Source organism: Litorivivens sp., from assembly GCF_041624475.1.
In the GTDB taxonomy this organism is placed as follows: Bacteria; Pseudomonadota; Gammaproteobacteria; order Pseudomonadales; family Spongiibacteraceae; genus Litorivivens.
On sequence record NZ_JBFJUX010000001.1, the window covers coordinates 146,799 to 164,705 of the forward strand.

14 protein-coding genes are annotated in these 17,907 nt (G+C 52.0%); all 14 read right to left on the reverse strand.

Features of this window, described 5'->3' with window-relative positions; all coding sequences use genetic code 11:
• Positions 1-2: 2 nt before the first annotated feature.
• Positions 3-1,364, reverse strand: a complete 1,362-nt coding sequence (gene glmU, locus ABY734_RS00675) for a bifunctional UDP-N-acetylglucosamine diphosphorylase/glucosamine-1-phosphate N-acetyltransferase GlmU (protein WP_372777444.1) — start codon at positions 1,362-1,364, stop codon at positions 3-5.
• A gap of 133 nt (positions 1,365-1,497) precedes the next feature.
• Complete coding sequence (locus ABY734_RS00680) at positions 1,498-1,905, reverse strand: hypothetical protein (RefSeq protein ID WP_372777025.1); 408 nt, start codon at positions 1,903-1,905, stop codon at positions 1,498-1,500.
• On the reverse strand, positions 1,902-2,690 hold the full coding sequence (locus tag ABY734_RS00685; RefSeq protein WP_372777026.1) for a DUF1295 domain-containing protein: 789 nt from the start codon (positions 2,688-2,690) through the stop codon (positions 1,902-1,904). Before ABY734_RS00685 ends, ABY734_RS00680 begins: the two co-directional genes overlap by 4 nt.
• Positions 2,691-2,715: 25 nt before the next feature.
• Positions 2,716-3,489 carry an SDR family oxidoreductase gene (locus tag ABY734_RS00690; protein ID WP_372777027.1) on the reverse strand — a complete coding sequence of 258 codons (774 nt, stop codon included), beginning with the start codon at positions 3,487-3,489 and terminating at the stop codon, positions 2,716-2,718.
• A gap of 13 nt (positions 3,490-3,502) precedes the next feature.
• Complete coding sequence (locus ABY734_RS00695; RefSeq protein ID WP_372777028.1) at positions 3,503-4,318, reverse strand: SDR family NAD(P)-dependent oxidoreductase; 816 nt, start codon at positions 4,316-4,318, stop codon at positions 3,503-3,505.
• Positions 4,319-5,314, reverse strand: a complete 996-nt coding sequence (locus ABY734_RS00700) for an MDR family oxidoreductase (RefSeq protein WP_372777029.1) — start codon at positions 5,312-5,314, stop codon at positions 4,319-4,321. It lies immediately after the preceding gene.
• Positions 5,315-5,377: 63 nt separating this feature from the next.
• The gene (locus ABY734_RS00705) at positions 5,378-6,754 is read right to left on the reverse strand and encodes a DUF1329 domain-containing protein (RefSeq protein WP_372747444.1); all 1,377 of its coding nucleotides are present in this window, start codon (positions 6,752-6,754) and stop codon (positions 5,378-5,380) included.
• 78 nt (positions 6,755-6,832) lie between these two features.
• On the reverse strand, positions 6,833-8,689 hold the full coding sequence (locus ABY734_RS00710; protein WP_372747443.1) for a DUF1302 family protein: 1,857 nt from the start codon (positions 8,687-8,689) through the stop codon (positions 6,833-6,835).
• A gap of 30 nt (positions 8,690-8,719) precedes the next feature.
• On the reverse strand, positions 8,720-9,682 hold the full coding sequence (locus ABY734_RS00715) for a WD40/YVTN/BNR-like repeat-containing protein (RefSeq protein WP_372777030.1): 963 nt from the start codon (positions 9,680-9,682) through the stop codon (positions 8,720-8,722).
• Positions 9,683-9,686: 4 nt separating this feature from the next.
• Entirely contained in the window at positions 9,687-11,066 is a 1,380-nt protein-coding gene (locus ABY734_RS00720) for a DUF1329 domain-containing protein (RefSeq protein ID WP_372747441.1), read from the reverse strand.
• A 44-nt stretch (positions 11,067-11,110) separates the two neighbouring features.
• The gene (locus tag ABY734_RS00725) at positions 11,111-13,573 is read right to left on the reverse strand and encodes an RND family transporter (protein ID WP_372777031.1); all 2,463 of its coding nucleotides are present in this window, start codon (positions 13,571-13,573) and stop codon (positions 11,111-11,113) included.
• Positions 13,574-13,696: 123 nt separating this feature from the next.
• Positions 13,697-15,316 carry an AMP-binding protein gene (locus ABY734_RS00730; RefSeq protein WP_372747439.1) on the reverse strand — a complete coding sequence of 540 codons (1,620 nt, stop codon included), beginning with the start codon at positions 15,314-15,316 and terminating at the stop codon, positions 13,697-13,699.
• Positions 15,317-15,325: 9 nt separating this feature from the next.
• A complete protein-coding gene (locus ABY734_RS00735) occupies positions 15,326-16,564 on the reverse strand; it encodes a thiolase family protein (RefSeq protein WP_372777033.1) in 1,239 nt (412 codons plus the stop codon).
• Entirely contained in the window at positions 16,564-17,841 is a 1,278-nt protein-coding gene (locus tag ABY734_RS00740; protein WP_372747437.1) for an acyl-CoA dehydrogenase family protein, read from the reverse strand. The genes ABY734_RS00735 and ABY734_RS00740 overlap by 1 nt, the downstream gene beginning before the upstream one ends.
• Positions 17,842-17,907: the final 66 nt, after the last annotated feature.

A 17,907-nucleotide genomic window follows, 5' to 3' on the forward strand; every position in this document is an offset into this window, starting at 1 on the left:
CCTTAATCTGTCTTTTTGGTCGGCCGTTTCCAGCCGCTTATATTGCGTTGTTTACCGCGTGCCACTGCCAGTTCGGCCTCGGCGACGTCGCCGGTAATGGTTGAGCCCGCGCCCACAGTCGCATTTTTCCCTACCGTTACCGGCGCCACCAGTGAGGTGTTCGAGCCGATAAACGCCCCGTCACCAATGACGGTTTTGGATTTGTTCACGCCGTCGTAGTTGCAGGTAATGGTGCCAGCACCCACGTTGACGTTTTCACCCAGTTCGCTGTCACCGATATAGCTCAGGTGATTGACCTTGCTGCCTGCACCCAGCACGGCTTTTTTGGTTTCTACAAAATTGCCGATTTTGGCTTTCGCCGACAGCACGGTGCCCGGACGAAGCCTGGCGAAGGGGCCGACATCACAATCTTCGCCCACAACCGCTTCTTCGAGCACGGAGTTAGCCTTAATTGTACTGCCATTGGCCACCCGACTGTTAATCAGGACGCAGTTGGGACCGATATGAACCTTGTCTCCTATTTCGCACTGCCCTTCAAAAACGCAATTGACGTCGATATAGCAATCCTGACCCACCTTCAGCTCACCGCGAATATCAATGCGCCCAGCGTCCGCCAATGTGGCGCCGTCTGCCATAACGGCCTCTGCGCGGCAGCGCTGGTAATAGCGTTCCAGTTCGTTGAGTTGAGCGCGGTTGTTGACCCCCTGCACTTCCCAGGGCGACGCCGGCTGACATACCTCGATGGCGATACCATCGCCAACGGCCATTTCGATGATGTCGGTGAGATAGTATTCGCCCTGAGCATTGTCACTGCTGAGCCTGGGCAACCACTGTTTTAGGTGTTTGGCGGTCACAGCCATGATGCCCGTGTTCACTTCCTGAATAGCAAGTTGCTCAAAGCTGGCGTCTTTCTGCTCGACAATGGCAACGACGTTATCGTTTTCGCGAATGATTCGGCCATAGCCACTTGGATCATTTAGGTTGGTTGTGAGCAGGCTCATTGCCTCGTCGTTGCATTGCGCAACGAGCTTGTCCAGTGTTTCAGAGGCAATCAACGGTACGTCGCCGTAGAGAATCAGTACCCGGCTATCGTCCGCCAGACTCGGTAAAGCCTGTGCTACCGCATGCCCGGTGCCCTTTTGTTCAGTCTGATCAATCCAGGAAACTTGGTCAAAAGCCGCCTTGACATGATCCGCGCCATGGCCGACAACAACGTGAATAGTGTCAGCAGCAATACGCCGAGCAGCGCTGATCACATGCCCCAGCATTGGCGTGCCAGCGATAGCGTGCATGACCTTTGGCAGGCTCGAGCGCATTCGAGTGCCCTTGCCGGCGGCGAGAATGACGACTTCTATTGACACGATTTGCCTCTCTATCCATCAGTTCCAAGATGAGGCGCTGATGTTAGCGAATGCTGCAAGCAAGAGCCAGCTATCGCGGTGATAGTTGGCCAAGCTTTAGCAGCAAATCGAGTTCCGCAGGCAAATCGTTAATTTTTCAGACAAAAGTTCCTGTTTCAGCAGTGGTCGTGATCCGATAAAAGTAGTAGAAAACCAGGGCAAACAAGGCATCTGCCACTACTAGAACCGCAAAATACAGGGGGGCATGGCCCGCAAAGTAGTCAACCCAGCCTGTAGTGAAAACAGCCAGCTTGCCAATACAGCCCAGTAGCGCGAGATTTCGATTGCCCAGCGGATCACGGGACAACCAGAAGTAAGCCAGGCCAAACCCCAACACCAGCACACCAAACTGGTGTATCCAGGCTGTGGATGCCTGTATATCGGCCTCCGGTATTTGCATCAATACCCCGAAAAGCTCCGGCGCAAATACCATCAGCATACCCGCAGCGGCGTTAAACAGGGCAGCGAACAGGAAAAAGGCTTTCCAGCGCTTCAAATCAATCATCCTTTTGCCTCCTCTAACGTGCCTGCTCTGGCCGAATGCTCCTGCCACCGTTCATACAATGCCCGGCCATTGAGTATGCGCCAGGGAATCAGCAAGCCACTTTGTGCTTTGTAGTCTGCCCAGCCGGGATGGCGGGAAATTGCATGATCTTTGCCTTTCATCCGCGCCAGAAAGTAGATCGCCATATAAGCGTAGATAACCCAGGCCAGCCAGTGCGCCGCTAGTAGAGCATAGGCCGCGTAAAGCATTAGCTCACCCAGGTAGTTCGGATTACGTGTATAGCGGCACATACCGTCTGTAAAAAGGCCTGATTGGGTGCGGTATTTCATCGCCCAGTGCCGCTGGCCGTCAGCTGCAATCATGGTGACCACGCCAAGTGTATGTAACGCGATTGCAACAAACAGAACAAAGCCACTGGGTTCCACGTAGCGCGACAAAAACAGATAAGGAATAAGCCAATACCAGGCGATCAACAGAGCATAGAGATTAAAAAAGCCGATAAAACTTAGTTTGTTGTTGAGCTGATGATCCCTAAACGCAAAATCCTTGATCAGCCAACAATAGCCATAGATGCCGTGTAGGGCCAGATATACCCATGCCCCGGTGGAAAAGTTTTGAAAGTGATGCATCATCGCGTAAATAATAAACAGCGTTGCGATTTTGTGAATATCTACCGCCCACGCGACCTTAAAGCGCGGCTTTCCCGGTGCATCAAATATGCAGACATCGGCAAATTTGAGAAAAAAACGCGCCCAAAAAGGAATCGGCTCTCTCGTCTGGTTCATGGTTACCACCTCCTGGTAATCACCGTTACGCGGCGGTATAGCCGCCGTCCATTATCAACTCTGCGCCGGTCATGTAGCTGGAATCCTCGGATACGAGAAACCGGATACCACAGGCAATCTCTTCCGGTTCTGCCATTCGCCCCATGGGGATTTTTGCCATGACACTCGCAGTAAACTCATCAGCTGCGGACGCGTCCAACTCGGCCAGTGCGTTGCTGACCAGCGGTGTAGCGACATAACCTGGATGTATAGAATTCACCCTGATGGGAAAGCCCTGACGAGCGCAATACAGCGCAATCGACTTGGTGAGGGCTCGAACGGAGCCCTTGCTGGCATTGTAGGCAGGCAACATCGGGTCGCCAACAATTCCCTCGATAGACGACACGTTTACGATGACCCCACCACAGTGTTTCATCGCGGAGATAGCGGCCCTGCAGCCGAGAAACACCCCGTCCGCATTGATACTTTGGGTGCGACGCCAACTCTCAAGGGATTCGTCTTCTATACCGCAGATGGTGGCGACGCCAGCATTGTTGATCAGCGAGTGCAGCCCACCATGGCTAGCAATAATCTGGTCTACTGTTTCGCGCCAACCGGCCTCGTCGACAACATCCTGACGCAGAGCATACCCCGCGCCACCCTCGGCTTTTATCTGCTCAGCCACCGACGTTGCCGCATCCAGGTTGATATCACTGACCACTACACAAAAACCGTCAGCGGCCAGCGCGATTGCCGTGGCTCTTCCTATGCCAGCGCCCGCACCGGTAACCAGTGCGACTTGTTGCTGTGTTTTTGTCATAGCATTGACGCCCTCAGGTTGCAGTAAAGCCGCCATCCACGGTAAGTTCTGAGCCGGTCATATAGGACGATGCATCGCTAGCAAGAAACTGAGCAGCCAATGCAATGTCCTGCACGTCACCCAAACGACCCATCGGAATCATTTGGTTTTCCAGCATCTTTTGCGCTTCGGATTCCGACGAGGCCAAGCCGACCTCGACAAAGTCCTTGAACACCAAATATCCCATCTCCGTGGCAATCAGACCGGGATGCAAGGAATTGACCCGAATACCGTAACCAAACGCCGCAAATTCCACGGCGCTATGTTTGGTCAAAGAACGCACTGCGCCTTTGGTCGCTCCGTAGATAGAATGTCCCGGTACGCCAATCAATCCGGCAATTGACGACAAGTTGATTATTGAGCCACCGCGTCCGAAGCGTCCGTCCGGTTGCATAGCGCTGGCAGCAAACTGGGTACCCAAAAAAATGGAATCGATATTGATGCCATTAATGCGGTGTAATTGGCTGAGTGAATTTTCTTCTAACTTTCCACCAATATAGATACCGGCGTTGTTCACCAGAATATCCCAGCCGTCGTGCCAGTCAGCCAGGGCATCGACGACGCGGGCCCAGTCATCCTCTTTAGCCACATCATGCTGGATCGCCTTGACTTCAAAACCTTCGCCAACCAGCTCGCGGGCCAACGCCTCAACTCTCTCGCCATTGATATCGCTGGCCATAACCGCTGCGCCGCTCTGTGCAAAACAGCGCGCACAGGCTGCACCAATCCCGTTCCCCGCACCGGTTATCAGAGCGACTTTTCCCTGCAGGGAAAAATGATCGTTCATCATTTAACTCTGACTCCGCATTGACACAATGGCGCGACCGCGAATCTTGCCCGCCAGAATTTCGGGGCCAGCTTTTTTTAGCTGATCAAAGGGCAAATCAAACGAAAGGGAATCCAGCTTGCTGCGATCTAGGTCGGCTTCCAGTCGCGACCACGCCTGCTCACGCAGAGGCATCGGAGCATTGACCGAGTCGACCCCGAGCAAAGACACATTGCGCAGTGCAAACGGCAGTACCGTCGCGGCGAGATCTGTCCCCTGCGCCAGACCACAAGCGGTGACTACGCCGTTGTAGTCCAGCTGCGCCAGCACATTGGCCAGGGTATGGCTGCCACAGGAATCCACCGCTGCCGCCCATCGCGTGCTTTGCATAGGATCGCCGGGTGATGATAGCTCGTCGCGATGAATAACCTGTTTTGCGCCGAGGGATTTGAGAAAAGCCTCTTCTTCCATGCGTCCGGTGGATGCCGTCACCCGGTAGCCGAGCTTGGCCAGCAACGAAATCGCTGTCGTTCCCACCCCGCCAGAGGCACCGGTAACCAGAACATCGCCGCGATCCGGGCTTATGCCGAGCCGCTCCAACCTCAGTACCGACAGCATGGCTGTGTACCCTGCCGTACCGATGGCCATGGCTTCACGTGTTGAAATCGACTGAGGCAGTTTTACCAGTAGATCGCTACTTGTTCGCAGCCGTTCCGTGTATCCGCCGTTTCGCGTTTCAGATGCGCCATAACCATTGAGAACTACACGGTCTCCAACCCTGAATTTATTGCTGTCGCTGGCAGTGATCGTTCCTGCCATATCGATTCCCAGTATCAGTGGCGATTTCTGAACAATGGGAATGGCATCCGTCATCGCTAACCCGTCTTTGAAGTTTAGCGTTGTGTATTCAACCGCAACTTCGACATCACCTTCCCCGAGGTCCGAATCGCTGAGGTCGCGATAATCGACCTCCAGACCACTGTCACGACGGGTGGCCACGAGAGCCCTGATTGCTGCCATTGTGCTGTTCCTTTTTGCGATTTATCTTGGTTTTCGATAGGCCTTTGTATTTGTATTTTTGCCTCACCGACCCATACGGCGCAGGGCCGCATTGGTCAGGTATTGATCGTAAATATCCTGGTTGTTAACCATCATGCGATGACCGTTACCGATACGCTGTACCTGCTCCAGGCGCGTCATCTTTCCGGTCTGTACGTCATAGGCGTGAACATGTCCCCAGCTCCAGTAGGGATGTTTACCGTCCATAACTTTTCTGTCGCCGCTGTCGTAAAGAGCGTAGGCACCGTCGAAAGAGCGGAACATCTCGCCACGCCGGTCGAAGGTGACCATTGCCAAAGGCAATTGGGTGCGGGCATCAAACCACACGCGCTTGTGCCCCACCGGAGCACGGGGAAAACCCGTGGGTTCGGCCTCGACTACGATGGCTTCCGGAACCAGTTCGACCTCGGTATCCCAGAAAGTCTTGCCCTGAGGCCCCCCATGCGTGTTGTGTTCCCAGTTTTCGTGCTCGGCATTCCAACCACCCGAGACAGCGGCAAGAAAGGGCGTGCGTTTAACTATGCGATAGTTGCCCCAAGTATGCAGTGGGTCGCCAGCGGCCCAGGCGTCCGACAGATACAGGCTCGAACCCGGCACCAGAGGCTCAAAGCGCTGATCCGTTGGAAATCGACGGATACGCTTGAAATCTGGGATATAGCCATACAAATCCGGAAAGCGATTCTGGTCGTAGTACCAGGTGTTGATAAAAGATGTGCCGCGCACACTGTCCGGCGCGGTAAATATCACACTCTGGTAGCGCAATTTATCTTCGTGGCCCTTCCAGTGTTTGTCGGGAAACACCAAACGACCTACCGGTGAATACTCGGCCCAACCACTTTCATAGCCATACTGCTCTTTACCGTCCGGGTTGAGATCGTATTCCTTGATGGCATAAAAAGATGCATCGTGCCGTCCCCAGCTCAGGGTAAGACCGGCAAATAATTCCAGTCCGGTTGTCGCTTCCGGGAATGGAATGCCGCCAATCCAGGGGCCACCGTCGGGCGCAACCACATTGCCATTTTCATTGAATGAGGCCATACCTTTATGCCTGAAACTAGCCTCCATATATTCCCAGGGGCTGAGTTTCATAATGTCGCGCGTGGTCGCCTTAAGCTTTAGCTTGCGCCCCATATTTTTAATCTGGTGATACTTCACCGGATCCAATAGGGCTTTAACATGGTGAACGTTATCAGCGGTTATGTAGTCACCAGCCGACAGGCGGCCTTTGGTGTATTCGGAAATCGAAAGCAGTTCATCTGGATAGGCCTTGCCAAAATCTCCGTTGTCTGCCATCGCTTTCCATACCGGCATCAACAACCCTGCCGCAGAAAATGTAAGGGTTTTTCGCAAAAACTCTCTACGCATAAACTGCCGCGTATAGCGTTTTACCGAAACCACCATGGTCAGACTCCTGAAAAAAGGGCCGCTCTGGGGTCAGCAGCGGCCAAAGCCCCTGGAAAGGAAGCAGCTGAATAGTATTTAGAACTGATAGGCGACCCGCATACCGAACTCCTCCGCCCACTCAATAGTCTCGATGATGTTTTCATTCGGGTTGTCGCCCAAGCTTCCATCGAGATAGGTGTAGAACATTTCAATATTCCAGTCACCGCTTGGCTTCCATTTCAACGCAGGCTGCACCAACAACCCGCCGCGCGTGTCATATAGCATTGAAAAATCCGCTCGCCACACCAGGCCCGGGAAGGGTTGTTGCAACGCCAATACCAGGCCGTCCCAGCCATCAACCCCATCCGGAGTATTATTGATGTCACCACCCATACCACTCAGATGACGGCCAAACAGGTCTGACTCTGTGCGATGCATCCACTGGAAGACGAAGTAGGTGGCAGGAAAAGACCGGCTGAAACGTTGATATTTTTCAAGTACCAACGCTGAGATAATTTCATCCTCGACGATATATTCACGAGAAAGATTGGTGTTAGTGAAAACCCGGTCCGGTGTGTAGGTCACTTCGAAGTTCAGGATCAACTGGTCTGTCCAGCTACCGGGCTCACCCTGAAACACATAGCTGAAACCGGTACCGAAAATATCCTCACGGAAGTATTCACGCGCGATGTGGCCACGAAAACCGCTGCCGGAAGCTTGAAAGAAAAAATCGAGCTCGCGGCGCGCTTCTTCCATGCTATCAACCTCTTCAGCCAACAGTGTTTGTGATTCAGGAAATTCGCGAATGAGCGTATTCAAACCTTCAATACCATCGAGTCGCGCCATGGCTGCGTAGGTAAACCATTCATCTGCCGACCAAACGCCGGTTGTATCGACCTCCAGAGGAGTTTCGGCAAGCGTTGATCCCGAGCCAGGTACTGCTTCCGCGTCACGATTGACGTTGGATTTTGTCCAGCGGAAAACACCATCTGGATTGATTCGGTTGGTGTACATAAACTGCAAGCCAATGTCACCGATACTCCCTTTCAGCCGAAAACCGCTGTTTAACTCTTCGTCTACAGAGTCGTAGGTGTCACGTACCGTAAATTGTGACGCGATAACGTTGTAGGGCGTATTCGGATTGGGGTAGATAGTAGGCTGGAACATCTGTACAAATGTATCGAGTTCCCACACACCTATTTGATAGGATGCTCGAATGGCTGGGGAAGAAATGCGTTCGTCGGCGTATTCTTCCGACGCGAAATCCAGTATCAGGTGGCGTCGCAAATCCAAACCATTGGCTACATCCATCACTCGGAAGAACAGCGCCTGACCCCAGGCAATTTGTTGATTACCCGCACGTATCAGCAACGGCCCATCCTGGTAATCTATATAGGCCGTCGGGATGTCGATCATATAATCTTCGCCAGCCCACTCCAAACGATTCTGTACACCACCTTTTTTAAAATCGTCATACTCAAAATAATTGGGCTCCCCGTAGAGATAGCCAACGGCCTCGCTGTTCACATCATCCGGATCAAACTCTTCATAAGCCGCTGCGTCAAAAATGCCGCGAAGTTTGATTGTCGAAGACCAGTTGCTGTTAAACCGCAACTGAATGGTGTTTTCCAATCGGACCTGAGTGAAGTTGAAATCGTTGTCCGCTGGAACACCATTGCGGACTGCTGTGTCATTGACCGTTGGCTGAGGCAGTAAAGGAAGGTTCGTTTGGGGTAATGCGCCACGGCGCTCTACTGCTACCCCGTTGAACAGGTTGCCACGCTGATTGTAGGGGTTTTCGTCATCGACAGTTTTAACAGCCATTTCTGCCCGGATAAAACCACTGATATTGTAGTCCATCCCCAGTAAAGAGCCGTCAAGCGCCTGCACGCTACCGGAAAGGACTGTGGTTGAAGACAACAATGCCAGTATCGCGTTTTTTTTGTAGCTCATAAGGCTGCTCCCTGAATATCGTTATCAGTATCAGTTGCTGAGTTTTACAATACGACCGAATTGACCGACGATGTAATGCGAGTCACCAAACGCGGTATTGTCGGTGTACCAGGCGTTACCTAATTCAGAATGGGCTTGCAGGATGGATAGTTGATCTTGTGTGTTTGAGGTGTTCACCAAGTTTTCTCTGAGTCCGAAAACAATCAATTCGCTCTTCTGGGAGACCAGGGCATTAAGTAATACCCCATTGGTTGTCGTCGCCAGTTGTACCCAGTTGCTGCCATCATCGGTACTTCGCACCACTTCTCCATTCTGGCCTACGGCGTAGAGAGTTCCGTCCTCGGTTTGAGTTATATCGAAAATCGACGCGTCACCTTTTCGTAACAACTCCCAGCTTTCACCCAGATCATCCGAACGAGCGATCATGCCGAACTCACCGACCATCAGGAGTCGCCCTTTCTCATCGAATATCACTTTATAGATATGTGGCTCATAGGGCTGATCAATCAGCGATTGCCAATCCACCGCTCTACTCGTCCAGTTCACTCCTTTGTCACGCGATACGATGATGGTGCCAAAACCGCCAACGGCTGCGCAGTTTCCCTGCCCGTCGACGGCCACTGAAAACAAGCGTTGATCCGTTGGCGCAGACACCGGCTCCCATTCCAACGTGTTATCCGATCGCATGATCAGGCCTTCCTGGCCAACGGTCACTGCGTAGCCCTCACCGCTTGCCACTGAAAACAAGGCTCTGCCGTTTGTTTCCAGACGCTCAGCTTTCCAGCTCCCACCGTCGCTGCTGCGAAGCAAAGTACCGGCGGTCCCCACTGCGATCAATTCTCTTGGGCCGGCGGAGATGCCGTAGACAATGTCGTGAGCTGTGCCTTGATGAACCAGTTCTGCAGTACCCGTAAAGTTTTTCGCGCTGACGGGTCCACTGAGGCTCAGCAATGCACAGAAGCAGGCTAGCGCCGCGTGTTTGAGTGGCAGCATGGCGTTAACCCCCGAGGCGCTGCATCGCCTGAACTGTAAGGTATTTGTTGTAGACATCCTCTTTAGTTCCGTCGTAATGGCTTTGATAACCTCCGACAACAGATTTCGCCTGAACAAATCGACTCATACGGTTGGACTGCAGATCATGGCTATGCACACTGGACCAAGACCATGCAGGATGGGCGCCGTCTTTCCGCGTCATCTTATCGTTAGACTGCAACGCGTAATGGGGCTCGAAGGATTTCCAGATTTCTCCGCGGCGGTCATAGGTGTTGTAGGCCACATACATCTGATTGCGCACATCAATCCAGATTCGTTTTTTGCCTACAGGAGATCGCGGGTAGCCCACCGGTTCAGCTTCTACCACCAGGCACTCCGGTACCATTTCCATATAGGTATCAAAGAACGTCTGATCCTTCGGTCCCCCGTGAACCGGTTTTTCCCAATTGTCGTGATAACCACCATGGAAGTTGCGTGGGCCGATGACACCCAGCATCGGCTGGCGACCAATAATCTTGTAGTTACCCCAAGTGAGCAGCGGGTCGCCGGCTGCCCAGGCATCTGAAAGGAACAATGTTATGCCGGGCACCAAGGGCTCAAAGCGCTGGTTCGTAGGGAACTGCCGCACCCGGCGGAAGGCCGGTATGTAGCCGTGCAGGTCGGGGAATTTGCTCTGGTCGTAATCCCAGATACTCAGAAACGAGGTCCCAGCACTATCATTGGGCGCGGTAAAGAACACCGACTGGTAACGCAGCAGATCGTCTTTGCCCTTCCAGATATCCCCGTTGGTACGCGCTGTAGTATTCAGCTCACACCAAACAAAGTCATACTGGTAGGAAAGATCACCATCAGGATCAATATCCCAGTCCCTAACAGCATACTGGGAATAGTCATGACGACCCCAGCTTAGTGTAAGGTTGTACGCAGCTTCGATACCATTTTTAGGTTCCGGGAATGGCACGCCACCAATCCAGGGTTTGCCATCGGTGGTGTAGACGTTGTTGTCTTTACCCAGTACCGCCTTGCCCTTGTTTCTGAGGGTTGCTTCTAGAAATTCCGCTGGATACAACGACGATACATCCTTGACCGGCTCTACGATATGGATGCGTCGACCCATCGTTTTTACCTGGTGGTAGGCAACCGGATCCAATAGTTCCTTAACATGTTCGACATTGTTGGCGGTGATGATGTCGCCAGCCTTTATCTTGCCTTTGGTGTACATTTCGATGGAGGTCAGTTCATCGGGGTAGACTTTTGACATGTCCGCCCCGCGCGCGATGCTGGACCAGAGTGGTGAAAGAAGGCCTGCGCCGGCAACCCCAAGCGCGGTTTTTTCAAGAAAGGCGCGGCGGCTGAAGTTGTGATCGTATTTTCTGATTCGCATTTCTGTTCTCCTACTCGTGTTATCGCCTTAGAATGTTGTACAACCTAATAGCTTTCACTGACTGCGGCGCGCCCGACATAGCGCTCACTTTTAACCGGTACTTCTGCGGCTACAATTTTGCTGATATCGATGCCTTCTCCTATTACCAGGATGTCCTCATTGGAGATGAAGCGCGGTTTGATCAACCAAACAAGCATGGGTAGTACAACAAGCGCTACAACCATATTGATCAGCATGACCAGAACCAAGAGAAGACCCATATCAGCCAGAAACTTTAGGCCCGAGAGGAAGTACCACGGAAGAATCCCCAACAGCATAATGCTCGCAGTAAACATGATGGCCTTGCCTGTCGTTGTCAGGGCGGCGGTTAAAGCTAGCGCGTAGTCTTTGCGCTCCTGGAATTCTTCGCAGATCCGGCTGAGCAGATAAATACCGTAGTCAATACCCACACCGACGCCTATTGCCGCCACCATCAGCGAGTTAATATCAAGGCCGATTCCCATGAACGACATGCATGTAGTAAGGATGAAATTGGAAAGGTTAACCGGAATCAGCAGAATCACACCCGCCAACAGCGAACGGTAGGCGAAGCTTGCAACCAGCAGTATCGCGGCATTAAGCAGCCCCATAATCAACCAGTGGTAACGCTCGACTACATGGTTAATTGCCTGCTGTAGGGCGATCGTTCCGCTCCCCAATCTCACGGTAAAATCACTGTGCTCGTTGCCGACTTTTTCTACTGCTGCGCGTGCGCTGGCCAGCGCCGCATCTACAGTTTCCTGTTTGTTGTCCGGATACCAGAATGACACCGTTGAATTCTGCAGCTCAAAATCAACAACATGGCTATAGGCTTTTGGGCTCGAACCCATTAATACCGCCGACGTAGCCGCATTAACCGCTCGGTCATTATCGTCGAGCACCAACCACTTGGTGTGGCCACCGGATATAATGCGGTTAGCGTCCATCAGGAAATCGCCGAAAGACAGCGTCGCCCTTGGGGGAAAGTCGCTATTTTCCATCTCGGACTGCAGTTGCAGCATGGTGTTTACGGTTTCTGCCTGTTTTGCCACCCGATTGGTATTGCTCGGGTTCTTCGCTTCCAGAATAATTTCCAAGGTGTTAACGCCAGGGAAATGACTGTTGATCATCGCTACAGACTCGTTGTATTCCGAGTCTTCCCACAGCAGATTACTGCCTTCAACAGGGTTACCAATCTGGATATTCATCGCATGGTAGAAGGAAAACACAGCAACGATGACAGTGATTGCTGCGGAGTATTTAGCCTTGCGCCCCTGCGAAAGAGTCGATATGGCGGTCAGCGTGGCTTTAACTCTGCCATGAAATCCGTGATCAGAATCCGCAACAATTTTTTCCAGGTTGCGCGGAGCAGGCAGAACCGACAACAGCAATGGTGCTAGAAAGACACCTGTTGGGATGAGCATGAATGCCCAGAAGCCACAGAAGAAGGAAAAGCGCTCCATTGCCGGTATAGGCGCAAGGGAAATTAGCAGAATACCAACGGCATCGGTGATAATCCCCAGAATGGACGGAGCCATCATTACGCTGGTGGTCAGTTCGGCTGCCTTTTGTTTATCACCAACCTGATTGAAAATTTCATAGAATCGCTCGGTAAACTGAACGCAATGACTAAATGACCGCGCAATCAATAAGAGCGGCACGATCATCAACAGTGGCTCAATCGGTAGACCGACCCAACCCGCGAACCCGAAACCCCAGATCGCTGCTACAAGGCTTGCCATAATCGGGGTAACCACACCAGCGATATTCTGTGTGTAAAGAATAAGCGCGAGCACAAGCAGACTCAGAGTGATCGCGAATATGCCGATCATCTGATACTGATATTCGTATACCCAGCCAGTTAGCGCAGGCTGACCCGCCATATAAACGTCATGATTGTCATCGACGGCCTCGTCAACCAGGCCCTTGACGTATTCGAATGCCACCCCATAGTCCAGCAGCCTTTCGATGAAGGTAGCTGATATCAGTGTCGCGGTTTCATCCTGGGAAATGAGAAATTGCTGTGCGTTGGGCGATTTCTCAACATTCTTACGGAATTCTTCAATTTGCTCTTCGCTCGTTGGAACCGAATCACCCATCAGTGGCTGGGTATCGATCCCGTAGGGTGTGGCTTGGGCGTAACGAGCCTTTGCCGATGCGATTGACATAATTTGATCGTGATCAACACCCGGCGTTAGGTCGATATCGCGGGTAAGCTGCCAGACTTTTCCCAATGTTTCCGGGTTGTAGATATCGCCGTCTTTTCGTTTCACCATAACCGTAATGGCTAGCGGGTTTCCGAAGTTCGGGTGATCCTTGAAAACGTGTATAAACGGGTCATCTTCGGGCAGCAAGTCGGAGAATATGGTTTTTAACTCTACGTGTGGAACACCCATGGCAAAGAATATTGTCAGCGCAAGAAACAGAATGCTTGCGATCATTCTGTTTCTCAGAACAAGCCGTGATAATCTGGCCCGGACACTATTCATCACCAGTTTCCTCTCGCGTTTTGATTCTTGTGCTTATCGACTTTCGCGTAACGTTTTAACAATTGAAGTCCATTTAATCGCCGAACAGAAATATTTTGTATGGTCGTTTATGACGTATTACTGTTAATTGACGACAAGCTCAGATTCGCAGTCGTACACGTGCTTCTTTTTCTCTTTGAAAAGCTCGTAACAAAATCGCGCCTGGGGCTTTTCCGACGCGGTTTTTGGTATTTCAGACATTAACTGAATAAAGCTAGGCTTTTCGCTTGAATTGAGAAATTGTTTGCAGTGTTGGATAAGCCTTGTTGGTTTAAATATTTTTGCTTCAGTAGGAACGACAGCAGCGACGATATCTTTTTCTCCTGGCACGCCTGTTGAGGCCGGTATGCCATAGACAAAAACATCTTCTACATCGGGAAATTCGGCAATAACTTTTTCAATCTTTGCAATGTCTATAAACTCCCCGTTGCGACGTAACTCATCGCCTTTTCGACTATGGAAGAAAAACCAACCGTCCTTATCACGGTGGCCAATATCACCCATGTATAAAATGCCATCGCGACATTTCTTGCGCGATGCTTCTTCGTTTTTGTAATAAGAAACGGCCAGCGGTTCTCCATTGGCCGATTCAAACGTGATCTCGCCGCGCTCGCCATCGGGCACTTCATTGCCGTTGTCATCAACAATCTTTGCAACCAGTGACTCTGGTGGTTTTCCAATACTGCCTATCGGTCCGACGTTAGGAGGGTTGAACAACATGCCGCCTTCCGCAGCACCGTAAAATTCAAAAATCTCAACATCGAAGCGTTTCTTAAAATCATTCCAGATAGCCCCCGGCATACCCGCCGATATAACGTAACGCACGGGATTATCAGCGTCGTCGTCGCGGCGAGGCTCGCTATAGATTGCGTTGGTCATTCCACCGAGCAGATTGAAAACGGTACAACCGTAGTGCCGACAGATATCCCAAAGATGGGTCTTGGTGAATTTTCGACTGATAACACCGCGCATACCCATTTTCAGAACGTTACCCAGGGTTATCAGTTGCGCATTGGCATGGGTTAGCGAGAGTCCGGTGTAGGGCCTGTCGTTAGGTTTCATACCGAGAGCCGGCCCAATAGAGGCGACATTATCGTATCGCTCGTAGGGGGCCAGGATCGCCTTGGGGTCACCGGTAGTCCCTGACGTGTATAGCATCTGCATGATTTCAGAGGGCGATTCAATGCAGCAGTCAACGGGCTCGTAGGTTTCAGGCTGTACCGCGTTGTAATCACTGATGCGGTTATCGGCGCTACTGATAACGGGTATTTCGCCGGTGCGCATCACCCATATCCATTCAATAGCATCTATTTGGTTGGCGACTTTTTCGAGGTTTTTGTAGCAGTAGTCTGCGCAGATCACACCTTTGCAGCCGGAAAACTCGATCATGTATTTGAGTTTATCGCCGTCGGTTCGCGGATCTATGGGTACGAACACACTGCCTATCAGAGAGCTTGCAACCATCGCATCGACAAATTCGGGGTGGTTCTGCATCAGTAAGGCAAACTTATCGCCCCTTCGCATGCCGGCACCTACCAACGCATTCGCCAGGCGTTGGCCGTTGTCCCAGAGGTTCTGGTAGGTACGAATCTGCGAACTGATCGTCCCATCAGTAGATAGCGTTGCGAACGTTAATACATCGAGATCCGGGCATTCGTTTTTTTTCGCTTCAATAAGATTTGCGAAGATCCGAGTATCTTTCATTAGCTTCCCCTAATCTTTACTCAGTATTGTCAAAACCAGCGCAGCGACGTCTTTGCCAAGGTATCCACCGCCGTTTTCTGCCAAAGCCAACCGGGCGTTCTGCACCTGTCTGTCGCCAGCCTCACCGCGAAGTTGCATGGTCAATTCGACCAGCTGCGCAGCACCTGTGGCGCCAATCGGATGTCCTTTGCGCATAAGGCCACCGGAGGTGTTTACCGGGATACGGCCACCTAAGGATGTCGCACCACTCTCAACCAATTCGCCCCCCTTTCCGTACCCACAGAGACCCAGATATTCGTAGTAGCAGATCTCGGAAATTGCCGACGCATCGTGCAGCTCGATGCAACTCAAATCCTGTGGATCAACGCCAGTGGTGTTGTAGATTTCAGTCGCCGCCTGTTCCACGATGGGCGTTTCGCCCTCAGCCACATCCCAACCACTGGTCAGGGCGGAATCAAGAACGCGTATGCAACGCGAACTATCCAGGCGCTTGCGCACCCGTTCGCTTACCAACACCAATGCTGCGGCACCATCACCGATCGGCGCACACATAGGCAGGGTTAAGGGGTCGACTATCGATTTGGCGGACAGAACGTCGTCAATACTTAAGGTATTCTTGAACTGTGATAAGGGATTGAGTGCGCCATGTTTTGAGTTTTTCGCTGATACCGCCGCAATTTGTTCGCGCGTGGTGCCATAGCGATACATGTGCTCACGCGCCCACGTGGCGTAGATATCAATAAACAAGGAACGCGTTTTACCAGCGCCTTCCGTATCCAGTGGATGGTCTATAGCCCTGTTTCTGGCTATGAGTCCATCGATAATTTCTTCTTCTGCGGCAACATCGATTGCTCCGGAGAACACTGAGAAAGTCCGCAACTTGTCGTCGTGATAAAGCTTTTCGTATCCGCACACCAGAGCAATGTCATACGCTCCACGCGACATCAAGCTATAGGCTTGCTGCAAGGCAGTGGCTGATGTTGCACACGCGTTTTCGATATTGATGACGGGTATACGGCCGATACCCATCGAACGCAAAACTACCTGGCCCGGGATACAGGTCTGGCCACAGATAACCGCCCCAGCGGCATTGCCCATATAGGCAACCTGCAATTCACTACTTTCAATGCCCGCATCTTTCAGCGCAGCCTCAATAGCCGGTCTGGCGAGCTGTGCCAAGGAATTCGTTCTGAAGTCGCCAAAGGGTGTCATACCGACACCGGCGATATATACCGCGGTATCGGACATTATCGTCCTCCGTCGATCTTTTCCGGGTCGTATAAGTAGGAGCCGCCTTTGATGGAGAGCACTTCATTGCAGCCGTCTTCGATCATCGACGCCCGTGCATCGCGTAACATTTTTTCAATGGGGTATTCTCGACTCAAGCCATTACCACCAAACAGTTGCAGTGCATCGCTGGTAACCTCGAATGCAGTCTGGGTACTGGTGGTTTTGGCAAACATAGCCGAGCACAGGGACGGCTCCACGTTTGTTGGGTCGTTGTTGAACGCCAAAACACGACGTGTGAGCGCGCGCGCCATTTCGGTTTTTCGAAATAGGTGGAAAAGCCGAGACTTTACAGATTGATGCTGGATAATCGGCACGCCGCCCTGCTTTCGTTCATGGACATAGTCATGGGCGAGATGGGCCGCGGCCTGAGCCAGCCCTGCAAACGTTGCGCCCATAAGCGCATTGGCTTCGGTGTGGATGCAGTAAACTGCACGCAGGTAGTCCTCCGGACCGGCGAGCAGGTATTTTTCGGGAATATTCACATTATCGAAGAAAAGTTCACCCTGACAAAGGGCGCGCTGACCCAATTTGTCGAGTGGCTTGCCGCGGGATACGCCCGGCAAATTCGTGGGGAACACCAGCACGCATCCTTTCTCTGGGTTGGGGCCGTCACCGGTGTCCGCAGCGCAGTACAGAATGCACACCTCGGCAATAACGCCGTTAGACACCCAGGCGGACTTTTGGCCATTTAGCGTGATGGATCCGTCTTTTAGTGTGGCCACACAGTTTGGACGGCCGTAGTTGCCGGTTGGGTGGCTGACTTTTCCGTTGGGATCCAGCATGTCAGAGCCATGATCAGGTTCGGTAATTGCCCAGCAGCCCAGTGTTTCATCGGGAAACTCTTCCAGTAAATCCATTCGGCCGAATTTAGCCGATATCCACTGTGGCAGAATTGCGGCGCCGACCGAGATTGCAAGACCACTATCGCCGTAGCCGAGTTCTTCAAAAAGGATCGAAAATAGCAGCGCAGCTTCATTTGGCTCCATATCCATCAGTGTTTCCACGCGCACGCCAAGATCCAGATAACGCCGACGGAACTCCCAGTATGGAGAGTCTTCGGCAATAACTTCTTCAGGCGACATTTTGTCGAGCTGTTGGCCTATTGGGCGCATTACTTTGAGCGCAAAGTCGCGCAATGTGGCCTGAAAATCTCTGATGTGATCGGGCAGTGCGGCCTCGGCGCCACTGAGAGTAAGGCTGCCTTTTGGCACGCTATTCCAGTCTTGAACCGCCATTGATGTTCCCCTGTTATTAACTCGTTTATGAAATCATCGATCGGGGTTAATACTACCTAGCGGTGC